Origin of the sequence: Labrys sp. KB_33_2 (assembly GCF_052114505.1) — a bacterium.
In the GTDB taxonomy this organism is placed as follows: Bacteria; Pseudomonadota; Alphaproteobacteria; order Rhizobiales; family Labraceae; genus Labrys.
The window spans coordinates 50,483-69,833 of record NZ_JBFREW010000007.1 but is presented as its reverse complement, the minus strand read 5'-3'; the positions used below and the strand labels follow the sequence as shown (position 1 = coordinate 69,833).

The following is a 19,351-nucleotide window of genomic DNA, read 5'->3' as shown; positions in this document are numbered from 1 at the left end:
GGTGACGCCCACCCGCGCGGCTCATCAGGATTGCACCTGCAAGACCAGCATGGCCGCAAGCACCGCCACGAACCACATCACCGGCTTCACTTCGCCCGGCTTGCCGGCCAGAAGCTTGAGCAGCACATAGGCGATGACCGCGAGCGACAGGCCGAGCGTGATCGAGAAGGTGAGGGGGATCAGCACGATGGCGAGAAAGGCCGGGATGGCATCCTCCATGCTCGACCATTGGATGCGGCCCATCGGCTCGGACATGAACAGGCCGGTGAGGATCAGCACCGGCGCCGTGGCGATGGCCGGCACCAGCGAAAGCAGCGGCGACAGGAACAGGAAAGGCAGGAAGAGCAGGCCCGAGACCAGCGCGACCAGGCCCGTGCGCCCGCCCTGGGCGATGCCCGCACCCGATTCCAGATAGACCGTGGCCGGGCTGGTGCCGAGCGGCGCCGAGATCAGGGCGGCAACGGCATCGACGTGCATCGACTGCTTGACGTTACGTGGCATGCCGTTCTCGTCCTTGAGATCGGCGGCTTCGGCGAGACCGAGAAAGGTCGACAAGGCCTCGACGAAATTCGTGAATAGGAACACGAAGATGAAGGGCGCATAGGCAAATTGCAGAGCGCCGAAGAGATCGATCTTGCCGACGAAGCTGAAATCGGGGGCCGCGCTCAGGCCGCTCCAATTGACCAACGTGTGCAGGTCGGGCGTGCCGGCATTGAAGGCAGCGCCATCCCCCCACCAGCGCCCGATCGGGATGGCGAGAAGGGTGGTGAGGATCATGCCCGCCATCATGGCGCCGGGCACACGGCGCACCACCAGCGCCACCGTGACGATGAAGCCGGAGATGAAGGTGAGCGTCACGGGCGAGAAATGGGTGAGCCCGACGATGGTGTCGGCATTCGAGACGATGAACTTGGCGTTGACCAGGCCGATCAGCGCAATGAACAGGCCGATGCCGCAGGCAATGCCATAGCGAAGGTCTGTCGGTATCGCCTCGATCACCGCCGTGCGCAGGTCAAGGAGCGCCATGATGGTGAAGAGCACGCCGGCCCACAGCACGCAGCCGAGCGCGATCTCCAGCGGCACCTTGGCGCCCAGCACCATCGTATAGGTGAAGAGGGCATTGATGCCCATGCCGGGCGCCACCAGGATCGGGCTGCGGGCATAGAGCCCCATGGCGCAACTGCCGATGAGGCTGACCAGCACGGTGGCGGTGACGCCGGCCGAGAAGGGAATGCCGGCCGGCAACAGGATCGAGGGATTGACGACGATGACATAGGACGCGGCCAGGAACGTCGTCAGTCCGGCCAGGATCTCGGTGCGAACCGTCGATCCGAACCTGGATATGCCGAAATAGCGGTCGAGCGCAGCCGCGAGCCAGGATTGCCCCTGGCCTGCGTGTCTGGCTTCGATGTCGGTCTGATAGCCCATTTCTCCTCCCCAGGAATTATTGTCGTTCTTGCCGTCGTTACCAGATGCCGTTTGCGATCGGCGTTTTGTCATCCCCGGCCGAGCCTTCACAAGCTTGCTTGTGAGCGCGAGGGGAAGGGGATCCAGGGGCCATCATTCGAGCCCTTCAACCCCTGGATCCCCTTCCCCTCGCTTTGCTCGGCCGGGGATGACGATCTTATCAACCTGCTTGTTCGTGGAGCGGCTCTAAGCCTTCGACAGCGCGTTATGCCGCCGCCTCGATTTTTTTGCCGGCCGCATCGGCCAGCGGCGAGATCACCTTCAAGTTGACGCAATCGACCATGCCGAGATCGGTGATTGCGTAGTCGGGAATCGCAGTGATCTGCAGCACGAACATGTACATGAACGGCCAGGACAGGTCGCAACCGAGGCTCCGCACCGCGTCGTCGAGCCGCAATTCCTTCTCGGCCATCGCCTGAGGCTCGATATCCGCCACGATGCCGCCGATCGGCAGATGCAGGAATTCGAGCACCTTGCCATCGCGCACCACCACCTGGCCGCCCTGGTTGGCGATGAGATGGTTGATGGCAACGGCCATGTCTTCGGCATCGGTGCCGATGCAGATGATGTTGTTGTCATCCGGGGCGGTGGAACTGGCCATGGCGCCGGCCTTCAGGCCGAAGCCGGAGGTGAAGGCGACGGGCCGGTTGCGCGTCTTGCCGTAGCGTTCGACCACGGTGATGTACTGCACGTTCTGGCCGATATCGGCTTGTACGCGCCCGTCCTTCACCGGCAGCGTCACGTCGCGTCGCGTGCGCACGAAGATCTTCTCCGGCGTTACCGCGATCGCCAGGACGTCGGCACTGTCGCCGGCGCCGGTGACGGGCACGGCGATTTCTTCAGGCTTGATCGGCTCGAGCTTGATCGAGTGCAGCAGGGCCTCGCTGCGTGTGGGAGGCGCGAGATCGACGGCCATCCTGCCGTCGCGCGCCGCCAGGGCGCCCTTGGCGATCACCGCCTCGATCTTGAAGTCGCGCAGGTCGTTGATCAGCAGGATATCGGCGGCACGGCCCGGCGAGATCGAGCCGACCTTGTCGTCGATCCTCAGGGCATCGGCGCCGTTGATCGTCGCCATCTGGATCGCCGCCATCGGCGAGATGCCCATGGCGATCGCCATGCGCACCATGTTGTCGAGATGGCCGCGCGCCAGGATGTCGCTGGCGACGACGTCGTCGGTGCAGAAGCTGATGCGGCGCAGGGCCTTCACGCCCATTTCGGTGACGATGCGCAGATTGTCGGAGAGGAAGTGCGAGATCGAGGATTCGCGCACCACCACATGCATGCCGGCGCGCAGCTTCTCCAGCATCTCCTCGGGCGTGTAGCTTTCATGGTCGGCGCGCACGCGGGCCTGCTGATAGGCGTCGAGCCGGGCACCGCGCGTCATCGGGCAGCAACCGAGCAGGGGCAGGCGGCTGGCCTCGGCGATCTCGATCGCCTTGAGCACGTCGGCATCCTCCTCCTGGATGAACTCGCGCACCGTCTCCCAGATGCCGACGCATTCGGGCCAGTGGTGGGTGGCGAGGTGATCCTGCGGGCCGAAATAATGCCCGACGGTCGAGCGGGGCATGGTGTATGGCGTCTTGCAGGGCGCGCCCCAGAACACTTTCAGCGGCGTCTGGCGGGCCTCGTCGAGGAATTCGCGGGCTGCGGCCGGGCCGCCCACCACGATGATCTGGTCGAGGCCGGTGACGATCGAGGTGGTGCCGAGCGGCACGACGGCCTTGGCGAAGCTGGTGATCGAGAGCTTGGAGCATTCGACATGCAGATGCCCGTCGATCATGCCCGGGCAGAGATATTTGCCGCTGGCATCGATGATCTCGGTCTGCGGCCCAATATGGTCGGCGATATCGCCCACGGCGATGATGCGATCGCCGAGAATGGCGATGTCGGCCTTGTAGATCTCCTCCGACACCACATTGACCAGCCGGCCGCCGCGAACCGCCAGGCTCGCCTTGGCACCGTGGCCCGACGCGGCGCGAATGAACTCCCGTATATCCGTCACTGAAACCTCCCTGGATTGGAAGGGAGTATTCCGGCCGCCGATCGTTTACACAACTGGTCGAATTAGGCTATCCGATGAACTGATCGTCCAATTCTTTGAACGAAATTGGGGCCGGCATGGATCTTTCCATCATCGATTGCTTCGTGAAGGTGGCGGATGCCCGCTCGATTTCAGCGGCCGCGCGGCTGCACCGCCTGCCCAAATCCACGCTCAGCCATCGCATCCGCCAACTCGAGGACGAGTTCGGCGTCGAACTCTTCGTGCGCGAAGGCCATCACCTCCACGTGACCGATGCCGGCTCCGAATTGCTGCGTCACGCCCGACGCATCCAGGCAAGCTGCGAGGATGCGGCGACGGCCATGGCCGAGATGCGCCACGAGGTCGCCGGCACGCTGCGGGTCGGTTCCACCGGCGAGTTCGGCACCACCATCACCTCCGAGCTGCTGTTCGCCTTCCGCCAGAACTATCCGCAGGTGGTGCTCGACGTGATGTTCCTCACTTCGCGCCAGCCTTTCTCGGATGTCACCGAACTGGCTCTCGACGGTATCTTCCACTGGGGAGAGCCGTCCGAGATCGACTATGTCAGCCGCCGCTTGGCGACGGCCTCCTACGGGCTCTATGCCAGCCCTGATTATCTCGACCGCCACGGCCTGCCTGAAACGACCGACGATCTCGCCGGCCATCGCGGCCTGATCTTCCGCCAGCCCACCCGTCCGCAATCCTGGTATCTCGCCGATGCACAGGGCGCGGAGACCGACATCCTGCCGGCGGTGAGTTGCATGACCAACGACTACTGGACGCTCAAATATTTCGCGGTGGCTGGCGAAGGCATTGCCTATCTGCCCGGCTTCTTCGTCGAAACCGAATGCGAGCATGGCCTGCTCGCGCCTGTCCTGCCGCAATGGCGCTCGCCGGAGACTGCGATCAACCTGATATACTCCCGGCGCCGCCACGTCTCGCGCCGCTTCCGGGCCTTCGCCGATTTCTGCGCCGATTTCTATCGCGACCGGGAAAGGGGGCGGGTTCCGCGCTATTATGTCGAGCGCGTCGGCTGAGGACGGGCGATATCATCGTGTTGGGCGCTAAAGCGTTTTGTGATTTCTCGGAATCACCGAGAATCGCAAAGACGCGTCGGAACAAAGAGTTAGAGAAAAAAGCGTTCACGTGTGAACGCGCTTTGCTCTAGAGGCGTAAAGAGCAGCGAAAGCGGTGTCCCACAACCGTACTGAGAACTTCCCTTTCATCTGCATATTCGGAGCTCTCCGCTCGGCGAGAGATGCGCCGTCGCCGGCGCTCAAAGACTGCCTCGGCTGTTGCGACCCATGCCCTCACAGTTTGAAGGCGGCGCCGATGCGAACCTCATCCGTCCTGATGTCGACCATATGGCTAGGCCCTCTGTGCGGAGTGACTTCTCCATAAGGGGTGTAGCGGTATTCCACTCTGACGAGCAGATGATTGGTAAGTGCGTAGTCCACCCCGGCTCCCGCCGTCCAACGCGTGAAATGATGGTTGAACTTCCGCTGCTCGAAGGGGGTCTCGACGGTATGACTGAATTTGGCTCCGGCAACGCCTCCGGTAATGTAGGGAAGAAATCGACCGAAAGCGAAACCGAGCCGACCCCGAACCGACCAAGCATGATCCAGGGCGGACGCGACCTGGAAGTCTGGGTAGGGTGTGCCATGGGCATCCCTTAGGACCCCGCGGGAGTTGATTTTCGATAGGAGAACGTCGCCTTCCCCACCCAGGACGATCCTTCCAACCTGCCAGTTATAGCCGGCGAAAATCCACGGGACGGTGGTCGACGTGTTCAACTGAACCCGTGACGATATTGCCGTGAGCGGATAATAGCTGGACCGTTCCCAGGCGAAGCCGGCCTGGGCGCCGGCGTAGGGGCCACTCCAATCAAAGGGCGGGAGTTTCGCCCAAGGAAGAGCTTGCTCGCCCCATCCAGACGGGGCTCCAAGTTTCCAGGCGATGCCGACCCGGATCTCGTCGGTGGCGATTGAGGTTTGCGCCGGGCGATCGGCGGAACCATCGGGCATCGTTCGGAATACGTATTTCTTGCCAAAATCGGTATGGCGGTACTCGGTGCGAAGGATCAGGTTCTCGGATAGCCCGTATTCGATGCCTGCGCCGATGGTCCATCCGACATGCGACTGGTGGTCGTTGCGGGGTGCCTGCCCGCCATACAGGACGGTCGGGAAATTTGCGTCGGCGAACGTCACTCCGCCGGCTACATAGGGCAGGAAGTTGCCGATCGCGTATCCCAGCCGCCCCCGAACGGAAACGCTCCAATCGATCTGCGAACCGACGGACATGGCATTGAGCGGTACGACGAAGCGATCTCCGCGAATCCATGTCTTTGCGAAGTCAGCCTCCATGCCGGCCACCAATGGGCCCGACTGAAAATTATATCCCGCATAGACCCCGGCCAAACCGCCGGCCATGTCGATTGGTTGAGCCGGTCGCCTTCGGGTGGCAGGACCCAGGCTGTAATGAGCACGCGCCCATCCGCCGCCGGTTTGCGCCCCGAAATAGGCCCCGGACCAAGAATAGGATGGCGAAGAGGACAGGGAGAGAGCAGTTGATTCTTGCGCCTGTCCGTCTATTGGGATGGCTAGAAGTCCTGTTGTCGCCAATAATACTTGATAGGCTATCTTTGATCGAGAATGTTTGGCATCACGATTCGGGCGCATGAAACTCTCCAGCCGCGCATTGCCGGAGAATTATGGCATCGCGCACTGCTAAACGCAAAGTCTATTATTCCAAAACGGCCGAAAGCCATGGCAGTTTCAAGGTTACATTCCATTCAGCTTAGTCAGAGCGGCCTTTTAAACTGCTTATGAAACAAGCAACGCTCAAGCGGTTGCTGGCACCAGATCGCTTCAGGTTTCGTTGCCGACCTTCTCGCCTGGGTTCTTCATGTTGCCAACCAGAACGCGCGTGTCGGTCTGGTCGAGGTGGCTTCAGCGGAATGGTCATGGCTCCTTTCCTGATGTCGGCACATCTCGCGCCGTTTCTGCGCCGATTTCTATCGAGATGAGGAAAAGGGCAGATCCCGCGCTATTATGTCCAGCGCGTCGGCTGAATGGACGGCGATCAACTCTTTGAAAAAAACAGGAAAATGCTGTAAGAGCCTGCGGCGCTCAGCGGCCCGACGCCCTCAGGATGGGTGCCGCGAGTGTGAAAGAGCGACGAAAGCAGCATGTTGGAACGAGACTTCTCCATCGCCCCGATGATGGACTGGACGGATCGTCATTGCCGGTTCTTCCATCGTATCCTCTCGGCGAAGGCCTTTCTTTACACCGAGATGGTGACCACCGGTGCCGTGATCCATGGCGACCGGCAGCGTCTGCTCGGCTTTTCCGGCGAGGAACATCCCATCGCCGTGCAGCTTGGCGGCTCCAATCCGAAGGACCTGGCCACCTCGGCCCGCATCTGCGCCGATTTCGGCTATGACGAGATCAATCTCAATGTCGGCTGCCCGTCCGATCGCGTGCAGGAGGGGCGGTTCGGCGCCTGCCTGATGGCGGAACCGGAACTCGTCGGCGAGTGCGTGGCCGCGATGAAGGCCGCGGTCGATCTGCCCGTCACCGTCAAGTGCCGCATCGGCATCGACAAGCAGGATCCCGAGGTCGCACTCGATCGCATTACCGCGACCGTCCGGGCTGCCGGCGTCGATGCCCTGATCGTGCACGCGCGCAAGGCCTGGCTGAAGGGGCTGAGCCCCAAGGAAAACCGCGACGTGCCGCCGCTCGACTACGGCCGTGTCTATCGGCTGAAGGAAGCCAATCGCGATCTCTCCATCTCCATCAATGGCGGCATCAAGGCCGTCGAGGAATGGAGCACGCATCGCGCCCGTCTCGACGGCGTGATGGTGGGGCGCGAGGCTTATCAGAATCCCGAGATCCTGCTCGCCGTCGATCCCACGCTGTTTGGTGTGGCCGCGCCTGTCGCCGACGGCTTCGAGGCCATCGAGGCGATGGCGCCCTATATCGAGGGGCAGTTGGCTGAGGGCGTGCGGCTGAGCTCTATCACCCGCCACATGATCGGTCTCTTCCCGGGGCGGCCGGGCGCGCGGCTCTATCGGCGCCACCTCGCCACCGAGGCGGTCAAGCCGGGAGCCGGGCTCGAAGTGCTGTTCGAGGCGGCTGTGCATGTCCGCCGCGCGATCGAGGCCAAGGCCGCCTGATCGGGCCGCCGACCCGTTGCTCCCGTCAAAGTGAATCGCCTCGTCTCGCCGCGGCGCTATGCTGCGTCATCGGGGACGCTGTTGCGTCGCGGGGGCGCGGAGTTTGCATCATGACGAAACCCTATCGGCTTGCCGGCTTGCTGGTGCTCGCCTTCATCCTTCCGGCCCAGGCGCAGGAGGCCCCTCGCAAGATCTTCCGCGGCATGATCGAGTCGCTGGATGGCAAGGGGCTCAGCCTCAAGACCCCGGACGGCCAGAGCATTTCGATCCATCTTGCGCCTGACTGGAAGGCCCGGCTGGTGGCGCCCATCAGCGTCGAGGCCATCCATGCCGGCAGCTTCATCGGCACGGCGCAGATCCCCCAGGCAGACGGTTCGGGCAAATCGCTGGAGGTCCATGTCTTTCCGCCCGGCGTCAAGAGTGGCGAGGGCGAGCGGGACTGGGATTCCAAGCCGGGCGCGCGCATGACCAATGGCACGGTTGGCGGCGAGGTCGTCTCGACCGCGGCGGGGCGGGAGGTCATGCTCAGCTTTCCCGGTGGCAGCCGCAAGATCGTGATCCCGCCTGAGGTTCCCGTCGTGCAGTTCAATGCGGCCGAGCGCACGATCATCAAGCCGGGGATCGCGGTTTTCGTCGTGGCCCAGCCCGACGGCAAGGACTGGCGGACAAACAGCGTCGCTACGGGCCAGAACGGCGCCGCGCCGCCGATGTGAGAAGAATCGGAGCGCGGACATCTTGTCCGCTCTTGGAACCGCCGTATGCAGGGCGAGAAGAGCGGGCAAGATGTCCGCGCTCCAAGGTAGAACCTATATCTCGATCACCATGCCGTCTTCGGCAAGGTCGAACAAGGTGCGGTCGACCTTGTCATGATGGGCCAGCATGGTCGGGCCCATATGGGTGAGCACGACGCGTTTGGCGTTGAAATCGCCGCGGCGGGCGAGCAGGCGATTATAGTTGAGGTGAGGCGGGGTTTCCTCGATGGCGAAGCATTCGAGAAAGAGCAGGTCCGCGCCGTCGGCGATCTCAGGCAGGACTTCGGTCCATTCGGTGTCGCCGGAATGCACGAAGATCTTGCCGCCGCCTTCCAGCCGCACCGCGGTGGCCGGCGCGCCGCAGGGATGCACCACCTCGACGGTACGGATCGTGAAGCCCTGGGCTTCGCGCTGCGTCCCCGGCGCCATTTCCTCCACGCTCCAGGCAAAGCTCCAGGGCGTCTCCATGGTCGCCCCGGCAAACAGGGCTTCGATGGTGGTGGACAGGCGTTCGATCGTACCGGGAGGGCCGATGATGCGCAGTGAACGGGTGCGCTTGCGGACCCATTGCGCATCGAGCAGCAGGAAAGGAATGCCGCCGAAATGATCGCCATGCAGATGAGTCAGCATGATCAAATCGATCTGGTCGGGGTCGATGTTGATGGCGCTGAGCGCCGTCATCGTCGTCGCGCCGCAATCCAGCAGGCAGACGGTGCGGCCCTCCTGCGGGTCCTCGATTTCGACCAGGCTGGCGGTATTGAACCGTCCACCTGACCCGAATGCATCGCCGCAACCGATCACCGTCACACGCATGACAGGATCCCCTGCTGCCGGGGCATCGAGAACTGGGGAGAGCGAAGAAGTATCTGCCTCATGCCGAAGTCTGTTCTATTTCGATCGGAAACCTCGCAGGTCGGCGAGGCTTCAGCCGGGTGATGCATGTCAAGTCATCCACCGGTATGAACCGAAAAGTCCCGGGACTTCAACTCAAAGAAAGCAGCCAAAACCGGCGAGAATGGGCCAGGAGAGGCCAGCCCACGAAATGCCAAAACTGTCTGTGCGAAAACGCACAAAGCGGGCGCTTGAGACCCTGCAGTTCGATCAGGGTAGTCTGCCTGGCTCAGAACTTGCGTGCGGTCGGTTCGACCACGATGCGGAAGGGGCCGAGATCGGTGTTGCCGCGCGCATCGACATGGCCCTTGACGGAGGAGCCGAAGCCGCTCTGCTGGCCGAGGCCGCTCTGCTTCCTGAAGCCGTAATCGGCCCTGAACTCGCCGCCGACCCTGATGCACATGCCGGTATCGGCCGAATAGACGAACCCTTCGCCATACTGACTGCAGCGGGGATCCGTTTTCTCGCCGGCAAAGCCAGGTGCCGTGAAGGCAAACACGGCAATGGCGGCGCTGATCGTCCTGAACATGAATAGGCTCCTAAAGCGTTTTGCGATTTGGCGGAATCACCGACATTCGCAAAGACGCGTCGAAACAAAAATTAGAGCACAGCAGGCATTTTTACCGAGACATACCCGACTCTAGCATCGACTCAGGCCTAGCGCCCGATCGTGACCACTTCGCGGCAAAGCTTTTGCGGGTGGAACACGAGATGTAACGGTTTGTTACATTTCGTCGTCGTCCCGCCCTATCTGTATCATCAAGCGCAGCTCACGCCTTGTCGGTGACACCAGCCTGAGCGAAGGTCGCCATGCCGGTATGGCAGGCAAGAGCTGCTTTGATGAGAGACACCGCCAGGGCAGCGCCGGATGCTTCGCCGAGTCGCATGCCCAGATCAAGCAGGGGCTTCTTGCCGAGACGAACCAGTACATCGGCATGGGCTCCCTCGGCGGAGACATGCCCGGCGATGCAGTGGTCCAGCAAGGCGGGATCCATGGCATGGAGGATGGCTGCGGCGGCGCAGACGACATAGCCGTCCAGCACTACCGGCACGCGCTGGCTGCGGGCCGCCAGGATGGCGCCGGCCATCGCCGCGACTTCGCGGCCACCGAGACGCCGCAGCACTTCGAGCGGGTCCTTGAGATGGTCGCGGTGAAACTCGACCGCGGCGGAGACAGCCGCGATCTTGCGGGCCAGGCCGGCATCGTCGATGCCCGTGCCGCGGCCGACCCAATGGGCTGCCTCCTCGCCGTAGAGAGCATGGTAGATGGCGGCGGCGATGGTGGTGTTGCCGATGCCCATCTCACCCAGAACCAGCAGGTCGATGCCGCCGGAAACCGCCTCCATGCCGAAAGCCATGGTGGCCGCGCAGGCTTTTTCGTCGAGGGCGGCTTCGCAGGTGATGTCGCCGGTGGGGATATCCAGAGCGAGATCGAACACTTTGAGGCCGATGTCGAATGTCGAGCAGATCTGGTTGATCGCGGCGCCCCCGGCGGCGAAATTCTCCAGCATCTGGCGCGTGACTTCCTGCGGATAGGGCGAAACGCCGCGGGCGACCACGCCGTGATTGCCCGCAAAGATCGCCACCAGGGGCCGCGAGACCGTGGGAGAGGGCGTGGCCTGCACGGCGGCGAGCCATTCGACGATGGTCTCCAGCCGCCCGAGGCTGCCCGGCGGCTTGGTCAATTGGCTGTCGCGCTGCTTCACCCCTGCCACGGCGTTGTCGTCGAGGGCGGGCATGTTGCGGGCAAGCTCGCGTATGTCGTCGAAGGGCAGGGCGGTGCCGGCAAAAGCCATTGGGATGTTCCAGCGCAGGAGAAATGATTTGCCGCGCTTATAGACCGATGACTGCGAGGCGGAAAGGTCGTGTGACGACGGTTGATACCCCGGCGTCGACACGGGAGGCGGTGCAAGGAAAAGCCGCAGGGGTCATCGCACCGTTGATTTGATGTGCGCCAGCATGGCATGCAGGTCATCGCCATGATGCATTCATCGCTTTTCGCCAGCATTCCGCAGGCTCTGCGCTTCTGGTCGCGCCTTCCGGTGCCCGTCCTGTCCTTCGAAGTCGATCCGCATGGTCGGCCTGATATGGAGCGGCTGGCGCCGGTCACGCCGTTGGCAGGCGCCGTGCTCGGCCTGGCTGCCGCCATCGTGCTGGCCATCGCCCATCTTGCCGGCTTGCCCGCAACGGTTGCCGCCATCTTCGCAGTCGCCGCCCTGGCCGTGATGACCGGCGCCATGCATGAGGACGGACTTGCGGATGTCGCGGATGGATTCGGCGGTGGCGGCACGCTGGAGCGCAAGCTCGAAATCATGCGTGATTCGCGCATCGGCGCCTATGGAGCGACGGCCCTGATGCTGGCCCTCGCCGCCCGGGTGTCGTTGCTCGCCTCCTTGCTGACGGCGACGGGCAGCGTCTGGCGCGCGGGCCTGATCTTGGCCGCTGCCGTCGGTGTTTCCCGTATCGTGGGGCTTTTGCCGCTGGTTTTGCTGGGGGCGGCGCGCCGGGACGGCGCCGGTGCCTCGGTGGGCCGTTTGACCAGCCATGCCTGGCGCTCGGGAGCCGTCCCTGCCATGGTCGTGGCGGCTCTCCTGGCTTGGGCCGGAACCGGCCATTTCATGTCGGTTCTCGCGCCTTTGGTCGGGCTTGCGGCGGCCTATGCTGTCACCAGGCTGGCGGAGCGGCAGATCGGCGGACAGACCGGCGACGTTTGCGGTGCCGCCGTGATGCTTGCCGAAGTGGCGGTTCTGGCAGGTGCTCTGGCGCCGCTGGGCTGGTATGCCTAGATTACTCGATATCGCGCTATCTGGATTGTGAACGCCATGCAGATCACCTCCACGCCATGCATCGCCATTTGCCGCATCGAGGCGGCGAGCGGCTTTTGCATCGGTTGCGGACGCTCCGGCCTGGAAATCGGCCGCTGGGTAGAGATGAGCGAGGAGGACCGCTTGGCGCTGATGGCGAGATTGCCGGAGCGTTTCGCGCAAACGCCGGCCTTGCAGGCCGCCCGCGATGCTTTCGACGCTGCGATGGCGGCGCGCAGGCGGACCGGGCGGCGCAACCGCGCATGAATGCCACATTTGAAGGGCTGAACTCTTTTGTGCTTCGAGGTGCCGCTGCGATTGCTGGTGATTCCGCCAAATCGCCAGACATTTCGGGGAATCATCGAGGAGACGGTATGACGCGGATCGGCACTTTCATCTTGGCTGTCGCCCTCGTCGCCTTTGCCGGCAGCACTGTCTCGGCCAGGGAGTGGAAATCGATCCGCATCGCCACAGAAGGCGAATATCCACCCTTCAACCAGCTCGATGCCAAGGATCAGCCCATCGGTTTCGATGTCGATATCGCCAAGGCGCTCTGCCAGAAGATGGGAGCGACCTGCAGTTTCGAAGTTCTCGATTGGGACGCCCTGATTCCGTCCTTGAACGCGGGCAAGGTCGACGCCATCGTCTCGTCCATGGCGATCACGCCGGAGCGCCGGCGACAGGTCGCTTTCACCAATCGCTATTATGACCGGCCCACCAGTTTCGTGGCCCGCAAGGATAGCAAGATCGCCGCCTGGGACGCTGCGGGATTGAAGGACAAGGTGGTCGGTGTGATGGCCAACACGGCGCAGGCCGCCTTCCTGCAGGCGGAGATCCAGGCGGGAGGCGCCCAGATCAAGCTTTATGGCAGCCAGGCCGAGGCCAATGCCGATCTGGTGACCGGGCGGCTCGATGCGGTGCTTGCCGACAAGCTGGTGCTGGCCGGCTGGCTGGCCAAGCCCGAAAGCCTCTGTTGCGAGATCAAGGCCGACGTCGACGTGGCCGATTATCCCAGCTTCTTCGGCGAGGGCGAGGGCATTGCCTTGCGCAAGAGCGATGGGGATCTCGTCGAAAAATTCAACAAGGCGATTGCCGATATCGTCGCCGATGGTACCTACAAGACAATCAACGACAAATATTTCCCCTTCTCGATCTATTGAACCTGGCAGCTGTTGGAAGCGCTGGGATAAAGGAGTTCTGCGATGAAAGTGGCGTTTCTCGGCCTTGGCGTGATGGGCTTTCCAATGGCGGGCCATCTGGCCGTACGCGGCGGTCATCAGGTCACCGTCTATAATCGCACGCCCGCCAAGGCACAGGCCTGGGTGGAAAAATACGGCAACGCTTCCGCGCCGACGCCGGCCGAAGCGGCTGCGGACGCCGACATCGTCTTTGCCTGCGTGGGCAATGACGATGACCTGCGCTCGGTGACAACGGGTCCGCAAGGCGCCTTTTCCGGCATGAAGAAGGGGGCGGTTTTCGTCGACCACACCACCGCCTCGGCCGAGGTCGCGCGCGAATTGTACGAAGCGGCCGGCAAGCTCGGCCTCGGCTTCATCGATGCCCCGGTTTCGGGCGGGCAGGCCGGCGCGGAAAACGGTGCGCTTGGCGTGATGTGCGGCGGCGATGCCGATGTCTATGCCCGGGCTGAGCCGGTGATCGCCCACTATGCCAAGGCTTGCCAGCTCATGGGGCCCTCGGGCGCCGGTCAATTGACCAAGATGGTCAATCAGATCTGCATCGCCGGGCTGGTACAGGGCCTCTCCGAGGGCGTCCATTTCGCCAACAAGGCTGGGCTCGACATCGAAAAGGTGATCGGTGTGATCTCGAAGGGGGCCGCGCAATCCTGGCAGATGGAAAACCGCTGGAAGCCGATGCAGGAAGGCAAGTTCGATTTCGGCTTCGCGGTCGACTGGATGCGCAAGGATCTGGGCATCTGCCTGGATACCGCACGGGCGAATGGCGCCCAATTGCCGGTGACGGCACTGGTCGACCAGTTCTATGCGGAGGTCCAGGCCATGGGCGGCCGGCGCTGGGATACCTGCAGCCTCGTCGCCCGGCTCGAAAAGCCGCGCAGCTGAATCAGGCGATGATGGGAAAGCCGCATTCATGAAGACCCTCGAGGATATGGGCTCGCCGTCAGGTTTCGACGGCGAGCCGGACTACAATGCCGAGACCGACGAGGAGGAAGGCAAGCTCTATGAAAGCCTGATGCTGGCGACGTCATCCGGTCTCGACGAGGCCGTGGCAGCCCTCACGGCCTTCCTCGAACGCCATCTCGGTGCCACGCTGGAAACCACGTCCGAGGACGTTGCCGGTGTGCGCAGCTGGGTGGGGCGATGCACGAATGCAGGCCAGTTAGCGGATGCTCAGCTAACGGATTTCGGGGACTATCGCGGCGGTTATCTGCGCCTGGTCTCCGATCTGGATGGCCTGCAATCCTGAGGGGCAGGGGCCGACCCTGACAAGGTGGCTCTCACTGTAGCCGGTCGAGGAAATGCCCGCCGAGGATTGTTCGCCCGGCAGCATTTTGATAAAGCCGTGCCGCTCATCCATTGCAATGACAGCCAGGAGCCGGACATGAAGGGCCTCAAATCGTCGGACCGCTAGGCCGCAACGACATGTCGATGTTGTTGCGGCGTTCTGTCCGATCCCGTCCGGTTTCGCGCTGAAAGGCAGACCGCCGCCGAATGTTTTCATTTGAGCGGATGTTTTGTCATGCCTGCCAAAAACCCCGTCTGGGGCTATACCCTGCCGTCGACCCTGCTGCTGATGGCACCCTTCGATATCCTCGCCTCCCTGGCCATGGATATCTATCTGCCCATCGTGCCCATCATGCCGGTGACGCTGGCAACCAGCGTATCGGTGATCCAACTGACCCTCAGCCTCTATATGGTGATGCTGGGCGTGGGGCAGATCGTCTTCGGACCGCTGTCCGACCGCATCGGCCGCCGGCCGGTTCTGATCGGAGGCGCCGCTGTGTTCCTCTTCGCTTCTTTGGGACTTGCGGCCAGTTCGAACGCCACCGCCTTCGTGGCCCTGCGCTTCCTGCAAGCGGCCGGCGCCTCCGCCGCCCTGGTGGCAACCTTCGCCACGGTGCGGGACGTCTACGCCGAACGCCCTGAGGGTGCGGTCATCTACAGCCTGTTCAGCGCCATGCTTGCCTTCGTGCCGGCCCTGGGGCCGATTGCCGGGGCGCTCATTGCCGATCATTTCGGCTGGCGGGCGATCTTCGTCACGCTCGGACTGCTGATGGCGGCTGCCTTCGTCCATGCGGCATGGCGCTGGCCCGAGACCCGGCGAGCAGTGGTGGAGGGCGCCCGGCGCCCCGCCACCTCGGTTCTCGGCAGCTATGCATTCTGGACCTATACGACAGGCTTCGGCACGGCGATGGGAAGCTTCTTCGTCTTCTTCTCCACCGCGCCCCGCGTGCTGATCGACAGGGCCGGCTATTCGCCCCTGGCTTTCAGCCTTGCCTTCGCTACGGCAGCCTTGGCGATGATGGCCGCAACGCGCTTCGTGCCTGGCCGTGTCGAGCGCTGGGGGCGTCTGGGTTGTCTCAAGCGGGCGATGGTGACGATCCTGGCTGGCGCCGGCTTGCTCGCTGCGGGCGAGATCATGGAGGCGCCGTCCTGGTGGAGCTTCCTCGCGCCGATGTGGGTGATCGCCGTTGGTATCGTCCTCGCCGGCGGTGTTGCCGCCAATGGCGCGCTCGAAGGCTTCGATGACATCGCCGGTGCTGCGGTCGCGCTGTATTTCTGTGTGCAGAGCCTGCTGGTCAGCATCGGCGGTACCTTGGCTGTATTGATCCTGCCGGGGGATACCGCCTGGCCGCTGGTCGCCTATGCCGCCGGCATGGCGGGCCTGGTTCTCCTGCTTGCCGGAGCAAAGCGCGAGAGGCTCTTGGAAGCCGACGTCTGAAATTCATCTGCGGGCTGAAGCATTTTGCTCCAGCCCATCTTGTTCCCGTCACAAAGGCTCTCTATATAGTCACTCAAGGGTGATTCGGCGGACGCGTCGGGTGCCTGATTGAAAGGCAGTCCTACCACGGATGTACTGGGGGATGGGTCGATCAAAATGAATAGGCTGGTGCTTCGCCTTCGGGTTTGATCCTGGTCTTTGTCGCAAGGCAACCCCGTCAGCAATGGCGGGGTTTCGTTTTTCTGGCGTCCCTGGCTCGGAACGCCGAGCGCTCACTCCTTGCGGATGAGGAAGAACCAGGCGAGATAGCCGCCGACAGCCAGGGCGATCAGCAGCATCACCGTCTGCTTGGTATCCGCGCTCAGGGCCGCGTCGCGCTGCGCCTGGGCATAGCGACTCGCCATTTCGGGATTGCTACCGACATAGATGGCGGCGATGCCGAGTATCGCGGCCAGTACCAGCCAGATCCAGCGTGAACGAAACAAATCAGATCCTCAACTTCAACGTGGTTGCATTCTCGGCCGGAATGCCGACGATTTCACGTTAAGAAAGCGCAACTCTAGAGCAAAGCGCGTTCATGACTGAACGTTTTTTGCTCGGGTACCTTGTCCCGACGCGCCTTTGCGCTTCCGCCAAATCGCAAAACGCGTTGTCAGCGCCCCTGAAACTGTGGAGCCCGCTTAGCCAGGAAGGCCGCAACGCCTTCGGCAAAATCGTACGAAGCGCCGGCTTTGCGCTGCAGGGCTGCTTCCAAGGCCAGTTGAGTATCGAGATCATTACCGGCGCTGGCCAGGATCGCCTCGCGGATCATGCGAAAAGCGAGGGCCGGGCCTTGGGCAAGCTTGGCGGCGAAACCGGCGACGTCGTCGCGGAAACTCGCATCCTCGAAGAGCTTGTAGACCAGGCCCATGCGCAGGGCCTCCTCCGCCGGCACCGGTTCGGCCGTCAGCATGAGGGCGAGAGCCCGCTTGGGGCCAATCAGGCGCGGCAGCAGCCAGGTGCCGCCGGCATCGGGGATCAGGGCGATCTTGGCAAACGCTTCCTGTAAGGTGGCGGAGCGCGCCGCCAATACGATGTCACAGGCGAGCGCGATATTCATGGAGGCGCCGACGGCCGGCCCGTTGAGCGCCGCGATGGTCGGCTTGGGCGACGTGACGATCTGCTTGATCAGGGGATTGTAGTCCCGCTCCAGGGCAGGGCCGAGATCGATGCCGCCCTTGTCGTCGCGCGGCAGGTCCTCGGTGAGGTCCTGGCCCGAAGAGAAGGCGCGCCCCTCGCCGGTGAGTACGACCACCTTGACGCCGTCATCGGCGATTGCCGCCGAGAGGGCCGCGCGGAGTTCGGCGTGAAGGCTTGCCGTAAAGGCGTTGAGCTTTGTGGGCCGGTTCAGCGTCAGGGTGCGTACCGAACCCACATTCTCCACCACCAACTCGCTCATGCCATACTCCCTGCTCAGGCACCCTTATCCAAAGCAGCCTCGATCGCACGCCGGCGCCGCATCTCGCGTCCGGCGGCATAAAGGCCGCTGAGGATGATCAATATCATGCCGGCGCCCGTCCACGCATCGGGCAAATCGCCGAACACCACAAGTCCGGCCAGCACGGAGAGCGCGATGGCCGAATAGCGGAACGGGCTGACGGCCGAGACGTCCGTACCGCGATAGGCTGCGATCACCAGGGCATGACCGCCGACCAGGCTCAGGCCGCCCAGCATCAGCAGCGAAAGGTCGGCAAGGGCGAGCGGCTGCCAGGCGGACACTGCCGAGCCTGCGAAGCCGGCCAGGGAGACGATGGTGGTGGTGCCAAGCGTCACCAGCAGGGTCGGCACGCTGGAGCCGATACGATGGGTGACCAGGTCGCGCAGCGCGGCAAGTACGGCACAAGCCAGGGTTGCCAGCACATAGAGGTTGAGGCCCTCCGTGCTCGGACGGGCGACCAGGATCACGCCGGCGAAACAGACGAACACGGCGGCCCATCGCCTGGCATCGACCTTCTCCTTGAGCAACAGGGCCGAAAAGGCGAGCAGCAGGATCGGCGCGATCTGCCCGATGGCGGTGGCGATGCCGAGCGGCACATGGCTGAGGCCGAGAATGGAGGCGAAGGCAACTATGCTCTCCATGCCGCCGCGAGCCGCGACCCGCCATTGCCAGATCAGGCGGAAATGGCGCTGAAGGCCGTTCGCCAGGATGAGGGCGAGTACGAAAAGCGTCGCGAAGACACCGCGGATGGCAATCACCTCGCTGACCGGAATGCGGGCCGTGGCGAGTTTGGCGACGGAATCGTTCACCACGAAGCAGGCCATGGCGCCGATCATCAGCACGATGCCTCGCTGATTGGCCCGCTGACGGCCGAGATCGGCCTCGGTGAACGCAACCGTGGTCATCAGGCGATGGCTTCCTGTGTTCGTCTCGATTTGACGAAGAGCAAAGCAAGCCCGCTCGCCACGATCATCACCATGCCGGTGACGGCGAGCCCGTTCGGTACTTCGCCCCAGACCAGGAAGCCGCCGATCACCGCCCAAACGGTGAAGCTGTAATAGTAGGGCGCCACGATCCCGGCCGGCGCACGGCGGTAGCTGAGGAAGATTGCCATCTGGCCGAGCGTGACGATGAAGCCCGACGCGGCCATGGTCAGCCACTGGTCGAGCGAGGGCGGCATCCAGCTCTCATGGATCAGGGTGGCGCAGCCGGTGGCGAGCGTCAGCACGACGGTCGTGGTGGTGAGGACGACGAAAGTGGGAATGGTGGACGGTGTGCCACGGGTGAGCAGGTCCCGCGTCGCCACCATCATCGCAGTCAGAAAAGCATAGAGCGCTGCGGCCGACAGGCCCGAGCCACCGGGCTGTGCCACTAGGAGGGCGCCAAGGAAGCCGGTGCAGACCAGAACGAGGCGGATCGCATTAATCCGCTCGCGGAAGATGACTGCAATGGCGACGATGACCAGCAGCGGTGCGGTCTGGCCGATGGCGATCGCATCGGCGATCGGCATGGCGGACAGCGCCGCCATGTAGAAGAAGGTGGCCGTCGCCTCGAGCAGGGCGCGCAACACGGCGCGCCAATGCAACGCGCCGCCGAGCTGGCGCACCTGTCCGGTCGCGATCAGCAGGAGGCTGCAGGACAACAGCCCGAAGAAACCGCGCATGAACAGGACCTGGAACGGTTGCAGGCCCTGCGCCGTGAGCTTCATCAGACTGTCGCTGACGACGAACAACCCTGTCGCGAGAACCATCGCGACGATTCCGGACCAGTGCGATTGTGCGGGTGGCATGGAGGCGCAATCAAAAGATCGCCGCCGGCAGGCAGCGGGCAATCAGGAGGGTAAGAGAA

General features: G+C 63.3%; 19 protein-coding genes. 9 read left to right on the top strand and 10 right to left on the bottom strand.

The features are described from left to right. Positions 1 to 24: 24 nt before the first annotated feature. Both AB4037_RS14300 and AB4037_RS14295 read right to left on the bottom strand, forming a co-directional pair. Positions 25 to 1,428 carry an NCS2 family permease gene (locus tag AB4037_RS14300; protein WP_441771963.1) on the bottom strand — a complete coding sequence of 468 codons (1,404 nt, stop codon included), beginning with the start codon at positions 1,426 to 1,428 and terminating at the stop codon, positions 25 to 27. Between the two features lie 244 nt (positions 1,429 to 1,672). Further along, entirely contained in the window at positions 1,673 to 3,469 is a 1,797-nt protein-coding gene (locus AB4037_RS14295) for an adenine deaminase (protein WP_441771962.1), read from the bottom strand. Between the two features lie 116 nt (positions 3,470 to 3,585). On the opposite strand from AB4037_RS14295, the gene AB4037_RS14290 reads away from it, so the two are divergent. After that, on the top strand, positions 3,586 to 4,524 hold the full coding sequence (locus AB4037_RS14290) for a LysR family transcriptional regulator (protein WP_441771961.1): 939 nt from the start codon (positions 3,586 to 3,588) through the stop codon (positions 4,522 to 4,524). Between the two features lie 273 nt (positions 4,525 to 4,797). Here AB4037_RS14290 and AB4037_RS14285 read toward each other — a convergent pair whose 3' ends face one another. Further along, positions 4,798 to 6,165 (bottom strand): outer membrane protein, encoded by a 1,368-nt coding sequence (locus AB4037_RS14285; protein WP_441771960.1) that lies wholly within the window; start codon positions 6,163 to 6,165, stop codon positions 4,798 to 4,800. Positions 6,166 to 6,674: 509 nt separating this feature from the next. Here AB4037_RS14285 and dusA point away from each other — a divergent pair. Together dusA and AB4037_RS14275 are read left to right on the top strand one after the other, a co-directional pair. Next, positions 6,675 to 7,661, top strand: coding sequence for a tRNA dihydrouridine(20/20a) synthase DusA (gene dusA, locus AB4037_RS14280; RefSeq protein WP_441771959.1), 987 nt, complete (start codon positions 6,675 to 6,677; stop codon positions 7,659 to 7,661). Positions 7,662 to 7,771: 110 nt separating this feature from the next. Then, complete coding sequence (locus tag AB4037_RS14275; RefSeq protein ID WP_441771958.1) at positions 7,772 to 8,374, top strand: hypothetical protein; 603 nt, start codon at positions 7,772 to 7,774, stop codon at positions 8,372 to 8,374. A 93-nt stretch (positions 8,375 to 8,467) separates the two neighbouring features. Here the strand turns inward: AB4037_RS14275 and AB4037_RS14270 are convergent, their stop codons facing one another. The 3 genes from AB4037_RS14270 to cobT all read right to left on the bottom strand — a co-directional run bounded on the left by AB4037_RS14270 (position 8,468) and on the right by cobT (position 11,100). Then, complete coding sequence (locus tag AB4037_RS14270) at positions 8,468 to 9,226, bottom strand: MBL fold metallo-hydrolase (protein ID WP_434957218.1); 759 nt, start codon at positions 9,224 to 9,226, stop codon at positions 8,468 to 8,470. Between the two features lie 307 nt (positions 9,227 to 9,533). Beyond that, a complete protein-coding gene (locus AB4037_RS14265; protein WP_434957217.1) occupies positions 9,534 to 9,833 on the bottom strand; it encodes a porin in 300 nt (99 codons plus the stop codon). Positions 9,834 to 10,074: 241 nt separating this feature from the next. Next, entirely contained in the window at positions 10,075 to 11,100 is a 1,026-nt protein-coding gene (gene cobT / locus AB4037_RS14260) for a nicotinate-nucleotide--dimethylbenzimidazole phosphoribosyltransferase (protein ID WP_434957216.1), read from the bottom strand. A 183-nt stretch (positions 11,101 to 11,283) separates the two neighbouring features. Here cobT and cobS point away from each other — a divergent pair, with 183 nt between their 5' ends. The 6 genes from cobS (at position 11,284) to cml (ending at position 16,026) form a co-directional block, all read left to right on the top strand. Next, positions 11,284 to 12,090 carry an adenosylcobinamide-GDP ribazoletransferase gene (cobS, locus tag AB4037_RS14255; protein ID WP_441771957.1) on the top strand — a complete coding sequence of 269 codons (807 nt, stop codon included), beginning with the start codon at positions 11,284 to 11,286 and terminating at the stop codon, positions 12,088 to 12,090. 36 nt (positions 12,091 to 12,126) lie between these two features. Further along, entirely contained in the window at positions 12,127 to 12,375 is a 249-nt protein-coding gene (locus AB4037_RS14250) for a DUF1289 domain-containing protein (RefSeq protein WP_441771956.1), read from the top strand. Positions 12,376 to 12,482: 107 nt separating this feature from the next. Further along, positions 12,483 to 13,268, top strand: coding sequence for a transporter substrate-binding domain-containing protein (locus tag AB4037_RS14245; protein WP_441771955.1), 786 nt, complete (start codon positions 12,483 to 12,485; stop codon positions 13,266 to 13,268). A 42-nt stretch (positions 13,269 to 13,310) separates the two neighbouring features. Next, the gene (locus AB4037_RS14240) at positions 13,311 to 14,186 is read left to right on the top strand and encodes an NAD(P)-dependent oxidoreductase (RefSeq protein WP_434957212.1); all 876 of its coding nucleotides are present in this window, start codon (positions 13,311 to 13,313) and stop codon (positions 14,184 to 14,186) included. Between the two features lie 28 nt (positions 14,187 to 14,214). Next, positions 14,215 to 14,550, top strand: coding sequence for a hypothetical protein (locus AB4037_RS14235; protein ID WP_441771954.1), 336 nt, complete (start codon positions 14,215 to 14,217; stop codon positions 14,548 to 14,550). Between the two features lie 273 nt (positions 14,551 to 14,823). Next, positions 14,824 to 16,026 carry a CmlA/FloR family chloramphenicol efflux MFS transporter gene (gene cml, locus AB4037_RS14230; protein ID WP_434957210.1) on the top strand — a complete coding sequence of 401 codons (1,203 nt, stop codon included), beginning with the start codon at positions 14,824 to 14,826 and terminating at the stop codon, positions 16,024 to 16,026. Positions 16,027 to 16,298: 272 nt separating this feature from the next. Here cml and AB4037_RS14225 read toward each other — a convergent pair whose 3' ends face one another. The 4 genes from AB4037_RS14225 to AB4037_RS14210 all read right to left on the bottom strand — a co-directional run bounded on the left by AB4037_RS14225 (position 16,299) and on the right by AB4037_RS14210 (position 19,292). Further along, a complete protein-coding gene (locus AB4037_RS14225; protein ID WP_149254465.1) occupies positions 16,299 to 16,511 on the bottom strand; it encodes a hypothetical protein in 213 nt (70 codons plus the stop codon). Positions 16,512 to 16,678: 167 nt separating this feature from the next. Further along, on the bottom strand, positions 16,679 to 17,464 hold the full coding sequence (locus tag AB4037_RS14220; RefSeq protein WP_434957209.1) for an enoyl-CoA hydratase-related protein: 786 nt from the start codon (positions 17,462 to 17,464) through the stop codon (positions 16,679 to 16,681). A 14-nt stretch (positions 17,465 to 17,478) separates the two neighbouring features. Further along, a complete protein-coding gene (locus AB4037_RS14215) occupies positions 17,479 to 18,408 on the bottom strand; it encodes a DMT family transporter (RefSeq protein WP_441771953.1) in 930 nt (309 codons plus the stop codon). After that, positions 18,408 to 19,292, bottom strand: coding sequence for a DMT family transporter (locus AB4037_RS14210; RefSeq protein ID WP_434957207.1), 885 nt, complete (start codon positions 19,290 to 19,292; stop codon positions 18,408 to 18,410). Before AB4037_RS14210 ends, AB4037_RS14215 begins: the two co-directional genes overlap by 1 nt. Between the last annotated feature and the right edge of the window lie 59 nt (positions 19,293 to 19,351).